Source organism: Roseixanthobacter psychrophilus, assembly GCF_043195195.1.
In the GTDB taxonomy this organism is placed as follows: domain Bacteria; phylum Pseudomonadota; class Alphaproteobacteria; order Rhizobiales; family Xanthobacteraceae; genus NCEH01.
Genome location: NZ_JBAFWT010000001.1, coordinates 366,780 through 379,397 on the forward strand (window position 1 = coordinate 366,780; position 12,618 = coordinate 379,397).

At 66.9% G+C, this 12,618-nt stretch carries 10 protein-coding genes; 3 read left to right on the forward strand and 7 right to left on the reverse strand.

All coding sequences use genetic code 11. The annotated features are described in order from the left end of the window. The gene (locus V5F77_RS01685) at positions 1 to 465 is read left to right on the forward strand and encodes a GNAT family acetyltransferase (RefSeq protein ID WP_429003566.1); all 465 of its coding nucleotides are present in this window, start codon (positions 1 to 3) and stop codon (positions 463 to 465) included. An 82-nt stretch (positions 466 to 547) separates the two neighbouring features. Beyond that, positions 548 to 2,401, forward strand: a complete 1,854-nt coding sequence (locus tag V5F77_RS01690) for a sulfatase-like hydrolase/transferase (protein ID WP_429003567.1) — start codon at positions 548 to 550, stop codon at positions 2,399 to 2,401. Here V5F77_RS01690 and V5F77_RS01695 read toward each other — a convergent pair. Beyond that, positions 2,398 to 2,979 (reverse strand): DNA-3-methyladenine glycosylase I, encoded by a 582-nt coding sequence (locus tag V5F77_RS01695; RefSeq protein WP_429003686.1) that lies wholly within the window; start codon positions 2,977 to 2,979, stop codon positions 2,398 to 2,400. The genes V5F77_RS01690 and V5F77_RS01695 overlap by 4 nt on opposite strands. A gap of 5 nt (positions 2,980 to 2,984) precedes the next feature. Next, the gene (gene ygfZ, locus V5F77_RS01700; protein ID WP_429003568.1) at positions 2,985 to 3,836 is read right to left on the reverse strand and encodes a CAF17-like 4Fe-4S cluster assembly/insertion protein YgfZ; all 852 of its coding nucleotides are present in this window, start codon (positions 3,834 to 3,836) and stop codon (positions 2,985 to 2,987) included. A gap of 110 nt (positions 3,837 to 3,946) precedes the next feature. Here ygfZ and V5F77_RS01705 point away from each other — a divergent pair, with 110 nt between their 5' ends. Next, on the forward strand, positions 3,947 to 5,287 hold the full coding sequence (locus V5F77_RS01705; RefSeq protein WP_429003569.1) for a dihydroorotase: 1,341 nt from the start codon (positions 3,947 to 3,949) through the stop codon (positions 5,285 to 5,287). Positions 5,288 to 5,322: 35 nt separating this feature from the next. On the opposite strand, the gene V5F77_RS01710 is transcribed toward V5F77_RS01705, so the two are convergent. The 5 genes from V5F77_RS01710 to V5F77_RS01730 form a co-directional block, all read right to left on the reverse strand. After that, positions 5,323 to 6,135 (reverse strand): HesA/MoeB/ThiF family protein, encoded by an 813-nt coding sequence (locus tag V5F77_RS01710; protein ID WP_429003570.1) that lies wholly within the window; start codon positions 6,133 to 6,135, stop codon positions 5,323 to 5,325. Between the two features lie 75 nt (positions 6,136 to 6,210). Then, entirely contained in the window at positions 6,211 to 7,710 is a 1,500-nt protein-coding gene (gene cysG / locus V5F77_RS01715) for a siroheme synthase CysG (protein ID WP_429003571.1), read from the reverse strand. A gap of 193 nt (positions 7,711 to 7,903) precedes the next feature. After that, the gene (gene polA, locus V5F77_RS01720; RefSeq protein ID WP_429003572.1) at positions 7,904 to 10,918 is read right to left on the reverse strand and encodes a DNA polymerase I; all 3,015 of its coding nucleotides are present in this window, start codon (positions 10,916 to 10,918) and stop codon (positions 7,904 to 7,906) included. 81 nt (positions 10,919 to 10,999) lie between these two features. Beyond that, positions 11,000 to 11,356, reverse strand: coding sequence for a DUF2794 domain-containing protein (locus V5F77_RS01725; protein ID WP_429003573.1), 357 nt, complete (start codon positions 11,354 to 11,356; stop codon positions 11,000 to 11,002). 381 nt (positions 11,357 to 11,737) lie between these two features. Continuing rightward, complete coding sequence (locus tag V5F77_RS01730) at positions 11,738 to 12,550, reverse strand: DUF1223 domain-containing protein (protein ID WP_429003574.1); 813 nt, start codon at positions 12,548 to 12,550, stop codon at positions 11,738 to 11,740. Positions 12,551 to 12,618: the final 68 nt, after the last annotated feature.

Genomic DNA, 12,618 nt, shown 5'->3' on the forward strand with positions numbered 1-12,618 from the left:
ATGGACGACATCGCGACCGATACCCGTGCGCCGCAGGTCCACGCTCTGCCCATCGGCCACATGCGCGACACCGATGTGGACGCCCTGGTGTCTCTGTGGGAGCGCGCCGGTCTGGTGCGCCCCTGGAACGACCCGCGCGCCGACATCGCGCTCGCCCGGCGCGGCCCCCATTCCACCATTCTCGTCGCCCGCGACGCTGCCGGCGCGGTGGTTGGCTCGGTGATGGTGGGCCACGACGGGCACCGGGGCTGGATCTATTATCTCGCCGTGGACCCGGACCTCACCCGCCAAGGCCTCGGCCGGGCGCTCGCGCACACCGCCGAGGATTGGCTGAAAGCGCGCGGCGTGCCCAAGCTGATGCTGCTTGTGCGCCCAGAAAACGAGCAGGTGCGCGCCTTCTACGCCGCCAGCGGCTATATCGAGGAGCCGCGCATCATCTTCACCAAGCGACTCGACGGAAAATAGGCGGCCCCCGGTCTCTTCCCGCCCGGCTCAAGGTGCGGCATTCTCCGCCCGGCACAACCGAGGCGGAAGCCGGGAGGCGCACGTGGCCGAGGATAAGACGTCGGATCCGACATCCCCATCGCAGGCTTCATCCCCATTACAGGTTTCGGGCGAGGAAAACCGCCCGCAAAATCCCGCCCGGCGCCTTCTTGTGGGCAGCGGCGCGGCTCTGCTCGGCGCCCATCTCCTGCCCGATCTCGCGAGCGCCCAGCCCGCAAAATCCGCCTCCCGCCCAGCGGTGAGCGTGGCGCCCGAGCGCCCGCCGGCGGGGTACAACATCCTCTTCATCCTGGTGGACCAGGAGCATTATTTCGAAAAATGGCCGTTCCCGGTGCCGGCGCGCGAATGGCTGAAGGCGAACGGCATTTCGTTCGCGAACCATCAGGCGGCCTCCTGCGTCTGCTCGCCGGCGCGCTCGACCATTTATACCGGCCTGCACATTCCCCACACCGGCGTGTTCGACAATGCCAATTCGCCCTGGCAGGCGGACATGGCCACCAGCATCAAAACCATCGGCCATCGCCTCGCCCAGCTCGGCTATCACGCCGCCTATCAGGGCAAGTGGCACCTCTCCTATAATCTCGACAAGGCCAAGCACGCCGACGAGGCGCCCATGGCCGAGTATCGCAAAACCATGGAAAGCTACGGCTTCCAGGACTTCTTCGGGTTCGGCGACATCACCGACACCACGCTCGGCGGCTATGATTACGACGCCACCACCTCGGCCTTCGTGGAGCGCTGGATGCGCACCAAGGGGCTGAAGCTGAAGGAAGCCGGGACGCCCTGGTATCTGGCGGTGAATTTCGTCAATCCGCACGACGTCATGTACGTGAATTCCGACCTGCCGGGCGAAACCGTGCAGGGCAAAAAATCCGCCATGGCCATCGCCCGGCCGCCCGGCGACGACCTTTACGCCGCCAAATGGGACGCGCCGCTGCCCTCCACCCGCAGCCAGCCCTTCGACGCGCCCGGCCGCCCGCCGGCGCACCTGATCTATCAGGACGTGCAGGACACGCTGGTGGGCGCATGGCCGGACGAGGACCGGCGCTGGCGGGTGCTGCGGGATTATTATTTCAACTGTATTCGCGACTGCGACCGGCAGGTGGACACGGTGCTCAAGGCGCTGCAGCAGACCGGCATGGACGAGAACACCATCATCGTCTTCACCGCCGACCATGGCGAATTGGGCGGTGCGCACCAGATGCGCGGCAAGGGCAATTCCACCTATCGCGAGCAGAACCATTTGCCTCTCGTCGTGGTGCATCCCGCCTATCCCGGTGGCACCACGTGCCAAGCCGTCACGTCCCAGGTGGACCTCACGCCGACCCTGCTCGCGCTCACCGGGCTTTCGGCAGACCAGGTGAAGGCGGCGGGCGAGGGACTGGCGGGGCGGGATTTCTCCCCCTTGCTCAAGGCGCCGGCGAAAGCCGCGCCCGAGACGCTGCGGCCCGGCGCCCTGTTCTGCTACGACATGCTGCTGTTCCAGGACGCGAAATGGATCACGCGGATGGAGGCGATTACCCGTTCGCCCGATGCCACGGCGGCGCAGAAGCGCGCGTGGCTGGAGCAATACGAGCCCGACTTCAACCAGCGCTGCGCCATCCGCAGCCTGTTCGACGGACGCTATCGCTTCTCGCGCTATTTCGCCCCGATCGCGTTCAACACGCCCGCCACCTATGAGGACCTGCTCGCGCTCAACGACCTCGAACTCTACGATCTCAAGGAAGATCCGGAAGAAAAGCGCAACCTTGCCCACCAGGGCGCAAACCGCGACCTCGTGATGGCGATGAACGCCAAGCTCAACGCCCGCATCGCCGAGGAAGTGGGCCGCGACGACGGCAGCTTCCTGCCGCTGAAAGACGGCAGATGGGTGCTGCCGGGGGCGGATCAGCGCTAGGTGCCGATTTCCGCCCGGTGACATTCCACCAGATGGTCGTTCACCAGCCCGCAGGCCTGCATGGCGGCATAGACGATGGTGGGGCCGACGAACTTGAAGCCGAGCGCCTTCAATTCCTTGGAGAGCTTCAGTGAAGCCGGCGTCTGGGCCGGGATGTCGGCCAGCGTGCGCGGCCGGTTCATCTGGACCTTCCCATCCACCGCGCTCCACATGAGATCGGCGAAGGAGCGGCCGCGCGCCTGCCAGTCGAGATAGGCGCGGGCGGAAAGAACGGCGCCTTCGATCTTGGCGCGGTTGCGCACGATGCCCGCGTCGGCCATCAGCGCTTCGATCTTAGCGGCGTCGTAGCGGGCGATGGTCTCCGGCTCGAAGCCGTCGAAGGCGCGGCGGAAATTGTCGCGCTTGCGCAGGATGGTGATCCAGGCGAGCCCGGCCTGAAACCCATCCAGCAGCAGCTTCTCGAACAAGGCGCGGTCGTCCCGCTCGGGCACCCCCCATTCAGTGTCGTGATAGGCGACATACAGCGGATCTGTGCCGCACCAGGGGCAGCGGCACTTACCGTCGGCGTGCGGCGTCAAAAGGCTCACGCTTCGCCCATCGGGAAGGTCGCCCAATCGGGCCGGCGCAAGGTGATCTCGACCCCACCGGCCACCAGCGGCAGGCCGGCGGCGCTGGCGTCGGCGGCGCGGTCGAGCCGCACCAGCGCAATGCCGTGGCCCTGCGCGGAGGAGCCGATGTGGCCCACGGTCTTCTCCCCGGCGCGTATTTCCGAGCCCTCCTCGGGCGCAAACTCGAACAGGGCCTGCACGGAACGGGTCCGGGCAGTGCCACGATGCTGCATGCGGCTCACCACCTCCTGCCCCACGAAGCAGCCCTTCTTGAAGTCGACGCCGCCCAATTGGTCCATGTCCGCCTCATGGGGGAAGGCATCGCCATAGGCGAAATCGAGGCCGCCCTGCGGCACGCCGAGCGCGATGCGGTGGGCGTGATAGGCACTGGCATCGCCCGCCAGCGCCTCGGCTTCGGCGCGCGGCAGCACCAGGCGCTCACCCAGGGCCGCAAGCCGGGGATCGGGGAAGACCTGCGCCGAAGGCGGCGCGGCGGGCGCTTCCGCATCGAAGCGCGCAGCGACCGCGAGGTCCTCGTCCAGCGTAAACTCCACCTTGGCGCGCAGCAGGTACATTTTAAGGCGCTTCAACAGATCTTCCTTCAGCGCCGCCGGCACATCCAGCAGAAAGGCCTCCGGCTCGCCGGCCGGGGCATAGAGGAAGAAATCGGCGATGATCTTACCCTGCGGCATCAGCAGGGCGCCGAAGCGGGCGCCGCCGGCCTCAAGCCCCGCAACGTTGCAGGTGATGAGATTATGCAGGAATTTGCGAGCATCCGGGCCGCCGACGTGGATCACCGATCGGTCGGCGAGATATGCAATCGGCATGGCCATGTCCTTGTCAGAAGCGTCTTTCATACTTAAAGCCGCGGTGCAGCCCCCTCAAGGGTCGGCTCCTACATTAGAGACCGCCCCACCAGATTAGAGTGAGCCCGGACATGGCCGATACCTTCGATCTCATCCTCAAGGGCGGCACCGTCGTGACCCCGGCGGGCGAAGCCGTCCTGGATGTCGGCGTCAGCGGCGGGCGCATCGCCGCCCTCGGCAGCTTCTCGCCCAAGCAGGCCGGGGAGACTATCGATTGCGCGGGACTGCACATTCTGCCCGGCGTCATCGATACGCAGGTGCATTTCCGCGAACCCGGCCTGGAGCAGAAGGAAGATCTGGAGAGCGGCTCCCGCGCGGCGGTGATGGGCGGGGTGACCGCCGTGTTCGAGATGCCGAACACCAATCCCCAGACCACCGATGCGGCGGCGCTGGAGGACAAGATCGCCCGCGCCCGCGACCGCATGCATTGCGACTTTGCTTTCTATGTCGGCGGCACCCACGAGAATGTGCGCGACCTGCCGGAGCTGGAGCGCCTGCCCGGCGCCGCCGGCGTGAAGGTTTTCATCGGCTCTTCCACCGGCTCGCTTCTGGTGGCCGACGATCTGGGCGTGCGTGAGATTCTTAAGGTGATCCGCCGCCGCGCCGCCTTCCATTGCGAGGACGAGCCGCGCCTCAACGAGCGCAAATCCATGCGCATGGCGGGCAAACCGGCCTCGCACCCGATCTGGCGCGACGATGTCGCCGCCCTCATCGCCACCCAGCGCCTGGTAACCTTGGCCCGCGAAGTCGGCGCGCGGGTGCATGTGCTGCACGTCTCGACCGCGCAGGAGATGGAATTTCTCGCCGGCGCCCGCGATGTCGCCTCTGTGGAAGTGACGCCCCATCACCTCACCCTCGCCGCGCCCGACTGCTACGAGCGCCTCGGCACGCTGGCGCAGATGAACCCGCCGGTGCGCGGCGCACGCCATCGCGATGCCATCTGGGCCGCGGTCGCGAGCGGCGTGGTGGACGTGCTCGGCTCCGACCACGCGCCCCATACGCTGGAGGAGAAGGCCAAGACCTATCCCGAAAGCCCCTCGGGCATGACCGGCGTGCAGACCCTGGTGCCGTTGATGCTGGACCACGTGGCGGATGGCAAGCTCTCGCTCGCCCGCTTCGTCGATCTCTCCAGCGCTGGCCCGGCGCGGCTGTTCAACATCGCCTGCAAGGGCCGCATCGTGGTCGGCTATGACGCCGATTTCACCGTGGTGGACCTCAAGCGCCGCGCCACCATCACCAATGCCTGGATCGCCTCGCGCGCCCAATGGACACCTTATGACGGCAAGGAAGTCACCGGCTGGCCGGTCGGCACCTTCGTGCGCGGCAACAAGGTGATGTGGGAAGGCGAGCTGATCGCCCCCTCAAAGGGCGCGCCCGTACGGTTTCTGGAGACGCTGCAACCCGGCGGCTGATGACCGAGGCGGTTTCCACTTCGCTCAAAGGCGCTTCAGGCCGCCTTCTCGTGTTGCGAGAGATCGGTGATGCGCTGCCCTTCGCCGGTCAGCGGGTTTTCCGGATCATAGGCATAGCTCAGGGTCTCGAAGCGCATGGAGCGCGCGTCGATCATCAGCAGCTTGCCCACCAGGCTCTCGCCGAAACCGACGATGGCGCGGATCGTCTCCAGCGCCGCCAGCGAACCGGCGAGGCCCGCCAGCGCACCGAGCACGCCCGCTTCCGCGCAGGGCGCGACCGTGCCGGGCGGGGGAGCTTCGGGGAACAGGCAGCGATAGGTGGGATTGGGCGTGCCGTCCGGCCCACGCTCATGGGCGCGGATGGTGGTCAGCGTGGCATCGAAGGTGCCGAGCGCCGCCGTTACCAGCGGCTTGCCCGCCAGCACGCACGCGTCGGAGACCAGATAGCGGGTGGCGAAATTGTCCGACCCGTCCACCACCACATCCACGCCGCGAATCAACTCCAGCGCGTTGCCCGCATCGAGCCGCGTTTTGTGGAGCACCATTTCCACATGGGGGTTCAGGGCGGTGACCGCATCGCGCGCGCTCTCAACCTTGGGACGGCCGATGTCCTGCGTGCGGTGGATCACCTGCCGCTGGAGATTGGAGAGGGAAACCTCGTCATCATCCACCAGCACCAGCGTGCCGACCCCGGCGGCGGCCAGATAGAGCAGCACCGGCGCCCCAAGCCCGCCCGCGCCCACAACCAGCACACGGGCCGCCTTCAGCTTTTGCTGTCCCGGCCCGCCCACATCGTGGAGCACAATGTGGCGCGCATAGCGCTCGATCTCGTCGCTGGAAAACGCCATTCACCCGTCCTCAATCCCATCCCGCTCTTTAGATAGGGGATCGCGCGCCTCTGCCCAAGGTGGCGCGAGACGCGCTCAGTTCGCGCTGGCGGCCCGGGGCGCCTCGACCGCCACCGCCTGCGCTTCGCCGAGGGCATAGCCATAGAGCACGAGGCACGGCCCCTGCGCACCCGCCTCCACGGCGGCGTCCACGGCAGCCGACAGGCCGCCGAGTGGAGCGTGCACCACCCGCTCGTCGGGCCGCGTGGCGGAAAACACGGCGAGGGCCGGGACCATCAGATCCGTACCGGCGGCGGCGAGCTTCTCCACCAGTTCCGGCAAGGTTCGGCGCGGCATGTAGACCACCGTGGTCGCCGCAGCATCCGATAGGGCCTTGAAATCGATATCCTTCGGCAATTTCCCGTCGCGCGCATGGGCGGTGACGAATTGCAGCCGCCGGGCGTGATCGCGATGAGTCAAGGAAGTTGTGAGCCGGCTCGCAACCCCTTGGGCGGCGGAGATTCCGGGTACCACCTCCACCGGAATGCCGGCGAGGCGACAGGCGGTGATCTCCTCGCCCGCACGGCCGAAGATCATCGGGTCGCCGCCCTTCAGGCGCACCACGCGCCGGCCTTCGCGCGCGAGCGAGACCATGAGGGCATTGATGTCGTCCTGCTTGCAGGAGGGGCGATAGCCGGTCTTGCCCACCAGCATCTTCTTCGCCTCGCGCCGCGCGAAATCCAGCACCTGGGGCGAGACCAGATCATCATAGAGCACCACTTCGGCGGATTGCAGCACCCGCACCGCCTTCAAGGTCAGCAATTCGGGATCGCCGGGTCCCGCGCCCACCAGGACCACCGACCCGGTATCGGGCGCGGCACGCACGCTTTCCGCATCCGCCAGCAGCGCGTCGCGATCCGCCTCATTGGGGGGCTGGTCGGGGGCGAACATGGCGCGAGCGGAAAACTGTTCCCAAAACCGCCGCCGGCCGTGGAAGCTGAGGCCGAGAGCCGAGACCGCTCCCCGCCAGGTTTGCGCCGCCTGCGCCCACGCCTTGAAACCGGGCGGGAGCAAAGCCTCGATCTTGGCGCGCACCGCCTGCCCGAACACGGGCGCCGCCCCATCGGTGGAGATGCCCACCACCAAGGGCGAGCGATTGACGATGGCGCCGAAGGCGAAGTCGCAGAAGGCGGGCTTGTCCACCACATTCACCGGGACGCCGGCCGCGCGGGCAGCGGTGGCGAAGCGCGCGGCTTCTTCCTCATTTTCCGCGTCGGCGATGGCAAGCGCCGCGCCGGCAAGATCCGCCTCGGTCCAATGGCGTTCCAGAAGCGCGATGGGGCCATCGAGCGCCGATTGCGCCAGGGCGCGCATGTCGGCGCACGGCGCGGCGGCAATCACCTCCACATGGGCGCCGGCGGCGGAGAGCAGCTCGGCCTTCCAGACCGCCGGCTCGTTGCCACCCGCCACCACGACCCGCTTGCCTTGGAGAGCGAAGAACACCGGCAGCCGGGCCAGCTTGTCCATGCGGGCGCCACCGCGCTCGCGGGGCGCGCGGCCGGAGAGGGATGGCTTGTCGGCAGGCCCAGAGGCCATGGGTTTGGAACTCCGTCGCGTTGGAAACCTCCGGCGCTGCACCTGCGAGGCTGCGGCCGTGGGTCTGTCACTCTGTGCCACTCGCCCGATTTTGCCAAGCGGGGGCCGGGCACCTATTATGGCGCAAGCCGGACCAGCATTCAACGCAAAGAATGTGGTTTTATGATATCAACACAAAATCTATGTTGAAAGATCAGTGCGCCTCTTCCCAATTGGCGGCGGCATGGGCCTCCACCTTCAGCGGCACGGCGAGCGCGACCGCCGGAAGCGCGGCTTGCTCCATCACATGCTTCACGACGGGCAAGGTCGCCTCGGCCTCGGCCTCGGGCACCTCGAACACCAGTTCGTCGTGCACCTGAAGCAGCATCTGGGCGGAAAGGCCGGCCTGCTTCAGCGCCGGTTCCATGCGCACCATGGCGCGGCGGATGATATCGGCCGCCGTGCCTTGCAGGCGGGCATTGATGGCCGCGCGCTCGTTGAAGGCGCGGATGGAGGGATTGGAGGCGGCGATATCGGGATAATGGCAGCGCCGGCCGAACAAGGTCTCCACATAGCCATGCTCGCGGCAGAAGGTCTTGGTCTCGTCCATATAGGCGCGGATGCCAGGGAAGCGCTCGAAATAGCGCTTGATATAGAGCCCCGCCTCCTCCCGCCCGATGCCGAGCTGGTTGGCAAGGCCGAACGCCGAAATGCCGTAGATGATGCCGAAATTGATCGCCTTGGCGCGGCGCCGCACTTCCGCCGGCATGCCCTCCACCGGAACCCCGAACATTTCGGACGCGGTCATGGCATGGATGTCCAACCCCTCCTGGAACGCCTCGCGCAGGCGCGGGATATCGGCGATCTCCGCCAGCAGCCGCAATTCGATCTGCGAATAGTCGGCGGACACAAGCAGCCGCCCCGGCTCGGCCACGAAGGCGCGGCGGATACGGCGGCCTTCCTCGGTGCGGATCGGGATGTTCTGAAGGTTCGGCTCGGAGGAGGAGAGCCGCCCCGTGGTGGTGGCCGCCAGCGCATAGGAGGTGTGGACGCGCTTGGTGCGCGCATTCACATAATTGGGCAGCGCGTCGGTATAAGTGGAGCGCAGCTTGGCGAGCTGGCGCCAGTCCAGGATCTTCTGCGGCAAGGTGTGGCCCGACTCGGCCAGTTCCTCCAGCACATTGGCCTTGGTGGACCAGGCGCCGGTGGGCGTCTTGGTGGCGCCGGGCAGGCCGAGGCGGCCGAACAGCACGTCGCCGATCTGCTTGGGCGAGCCGATGTTCAGCCGCTCGCCGCCCAAAATCTCCGCGATCTCGTCCTCGATCCGCGCCGCACCCTGGGCAAATTCGCTGGAGAGCCGGCCGAGGATCGGCCGATCGATGGCGATGCCGCGTCCTTCCATGCGGACCAGCACGGGGATCAGCGGGCGTTCCAGGGTCTCATAGACCGTGCTCATGCCATCGGCCACGAGCCGGGGCTTAAGCACCCGCCACAGCCGCAAGGTCACATCTGCGTCTTCCGCCGCATAGCTGGTGGCAGGTTCGAGGGCGACCCGGTCGAAGGTCACCTGCCCCTTGCCCTTGCCCGCGACCTCATTGAACGAAATGGGGGTGTGGCCGAGGTGGCGCACGGACAGATCGTCCATGCCGTGACTGCCCTTGCCCGCGTCGAGGGCATAGGAGAGGCACATGGTGCAGTCGAACGGGGCCACCGCGATGCCGTGGCGCGCCAGCACCGCCACGTCATATTTCGCATTATGGGCGATCTTGAGCGTGCCCCGGTCTTCCAGCATCGGCTTCAGGGCGGCGAGCGCGTCGTGGAAGGGAATTTGGCCGGGAAGCAGCCCCTCCTCGAACAGGCCATCCCCGGCACCGCGATGGGCGAGCGGGATATAGCAGGCCTCATTGGGCGAGAGCGCGAGCGACACGCCCACAAGGTCCGCCGCCTGCGGGTCGACCGAGGTGGTCTCGGTGTCGAAGGCGACGAAGCCCTGGTCGATGGCGCGGGCGCACCACGCCTGCAAGTCCGCAAGATCGGTCAGCATCAGGTAGCGGCTGCGGTCGACCTTCAAAGACCGGGCCTCCTGCACCCGCGCCGCGACCAGATCTGCTGGTGTGAGGACATCCGGGCGCCCGCCTGAAGGGGCGGTGGCGGTTCCAGAGGCGGAAGGAGCGGTCGGCGCGAGGGCGGCTGCAGCCGTACCCTCCTCCTCGGCGCCGAACAGCCCACCTGTTGTGCTCGGCGCGAGCGCCGGATCGGCATCGATCGCCCCCGCCTCCACCCCGAACGCCTCGGCGGCGCGGCGGGTGATGGTGGTGAACTCCATGGCCTTCAAGAACGCGATCAGGCGCTTGCCGTCCGGCTGCTCCAGCACCAGATCGGCGAGCGGCACCTCCACCGGGACCGCGCAATCCAGCGTCACCAGACGCTTGGAGATGCGGGCCTTCTCCACATTCTCCGGATTCTGCAGCGACTCGCGGCGCTTGACCTGCTTGATCTCACCGGCGCGGGCGAGCAGGGAATCAAGATCGCCATAGTCCTGAATCAGGGTCGCCGCAGTCTTGATGCCGATGCCAGGGACGCCGGGCACGTTGTCGGTGGAATCGCCCGCCAACGCCTGGACATCTATGACCTTCTCCGGCGGCACGCCGAAATATTCGATCACCTCGCCGATGCCGATCCGCCGCTCCGGCCGCGCCCCGCGCCCGCCCGCTTCGCCCGAGGCGGGGTCGTACATGGCGATCTTATCGCCCACCACCTGCATCAGATCCTTGTCGGCGGAGACGATCAGCACATCGGCGCCGGCGGCTGCGGCCTGCCTGGCGTAGGTGGCAATGAGATCATCGGCCTCGAAGCGCGCCATCTCCACCGGGATCAGGCCGAACGCCCGCACCGCCTCGCGCATGAGCGGGAATTGGGGAATCAGTTCCGCCGGCGGCTCGGACCGGTTGGCCTTGTAGGCGGGATAGATTTCGCGCCGGAACGAGTCTTCGCTCTTGTCGAAGATGATGGCGAGGTGGGTGGGCTTGATGCCCATGGCGCCTTCGCGGATGAACTGGAACAGCTTGGTGCAGAACAGCCGCACCGCCCCGGTCGGCAGCCGGTCGGAGCGGAAATTGTACTTCCGGTCCTGGTTGATCGACTGGAAATAGGCCCGGAAGACGAAGGACGATCCATCCACGAGAAAGACGTGATCGCCGGGCTTGAGCGGGCTGGGGGTGTGTGACATCCGGGCATCCAATGGCAAGGCGCGCACGATGCCCGAGCGCCCGCCCGCCGACAACCCTCAGCGCGGCCGCCCGCTGCTCACTCAGATCGCTGTGAGCGGCTTTTCCAGCACCGCCAGCACGCGCGGCAATTCGTGACCGCGCTTGAGGATCAGGCCGGTCTGGGACACGATGCTGTAGGCTCCCTGCTTGCGCGCCAGCTTGGGGTCCTTCTCGATGCGGTAGAGCGGCACGTCCAGCGAGCGGCGGAAGACCGAGAACACCGCCTTATCTTTCAGGAAGTCGATGGCGTAATCGCGCCACTCGCCGGCGGCGACCATGCGCCCATAGAGATCGAGAATGCGGTCGAGTTCCCGCCGGTCGAACGTGACCAGGGCGGGCACCGCCTGAGGAGTCGGCGCCGACGCGCGGGCGGGACGTATGGGTTCAACGATTCCCATCGGACCTCCAAGGTGCGAACGGCCCATGATCGCCGCCATCGCCGATCGGTTCAAGGGGGTTGAATAGCCGGCTGGAGAGGGGCGGAAACACGATCACGCCCTCGTCAACCGCGATCACAGTCTCGCCGGAATTCGGCCCTTCCCTCGCCAAGCGCACGGGGCAAATTCATAAACGTAGCAGGGCCGGTTCGCAGTTGCTCCGGTCTATCCCAGCCCCCCAGCCCCCCGGGGTGACAGGCGAACCGGCCACTGCTGCACATCCTTCAAGTTTCCGACTTTAAAGGCCGCGCAAGCGGCCTTTTTTATTGTCCGGGCGTCAAGTCGCGCGCGATGAAGTTTCCGCTTCCGACGACGGCTCTTTTGCTGATGCGCGGTGGAGAGCTATTTGAGGTCGATCTTGGCAGCACCGAGGATCGGGCCGGGAGCCTGGAACGAGCCGCGCTGTACCAGAACCGCCGCCCCGTCCACACCCTCGCTCCAGACCTCGCTCAAGGGAACCTGGAACCGCGCGGCCTCGCCGGTCCAGTTGCCGAGCTTCACCCAGGCGCGCACCACATTGGTGTAGGTAACGCTTTTGCCCTGGTTTTCGCCCCGGCCAATCGCCACCGTATGGGAGCTTACGATCGGGCAGAGCCAGACTTCCGCGGCATTGGGAATATGGACCGCGCCGGAGCCGGAGGGCCCGGCAGCCACATTCACCGTCAAGGTCTGCCCCGACCGGCTCAACGAAACCGGCACGACCAACATGGTGCCGGCGTCGTGGGCCCGCGCCAGGGCCTTTTCAACGGCGACCTTGTCGCTGCCCTTGGCGGGTGCAAAGCCGTCCACCACCATCTGCGGGGTGTAGATCATGCGGTCGCCGCGCTGCTCTGCATACGCACGCTGACGTACCGAGTGGCCGTGCTTGGCGAGCGTGTCCTTCCAGCCGACATAATCCCAATAGTCGACCGCCAGCGTGAGGGCGATCACCTGCGGGTCCGTGGCGAGTTCGGAGAGCAGGGTATCCGCCGGCGGGCAGGAAGCGCAGCCCTGGCTGGTGAACAGTTCGAACACCGCCTTGGGGGTGGCCGGTGCCGAGCCGGCGGCGGAAGCCGGAGATGCCCCCTGCTGCGCGCCCGCATCTCCTGGCGCGAACGCACAGGCCAGCGCGATCATTCCGAGGAGGGCGAGGCGGAGCGAAAAGCGGCTCTTCAATGCACCGGGACCTGCAAATTGCGAAGGATTGACGCCACACGCTTAGGCGCGCCCTGTCCTTGATGCCA

What these genes read in the sequence shown, in the direction of transcription:
- V5F77_RS01685 (WP_429003566.1), top strand. Translation starts at nt 1, where the DNA reads ATGGACGACATCGCGACCGATACCCGTGCGCCGCAGGTCCACGCTCTG.
- ygfZ (WP_429003568.1), bottom strand. Translation starts at nt 3,836, where the DNA reads ATGCCGATTGCATATCTCGCCGACCGATCGGTGATCCACGTCGGCGGC.
- V5F77_RS01705 (WP_429003569.1), top strand. Translation starts at nt 3,947, where the DNA reads ATGGCCGATACCTTCGATCTCATCCTCAAGGGCGGCACCGTCGTGACC.
- V5F77_RS01710 (WP_429003570.1), bottom strand. Translation starts at nt 6,135, where the DNA reads ATGGCGTTTTCCAGCGACGAGATCGAGCGCTATGCGCGCCACATTGTG.
- cysG (WP_429003571.1), bottom strand. Translation starts at nt 7,710, where the DNA reads ATGGCCTCTGGGCCTGCCGACAAGCCATCCCTCTCCGGCCGCGCGCCC.
- polA (WP_429003572.1), bottom strand. Translation starts at nt 10,918, where the DNA reads ATGTCACACACCCCCAGCCCGCTCAAGCCCGGCGATCACGTCTTTCTC.
- V5F77_RS01725 (WP_429003573.1), bottom strand. Translation starts at nt 11,356, where the DNA reads ATGGGAATCGTTGAACCCATACGTCCCGCCCGCGCGTCGGCGCCGACT.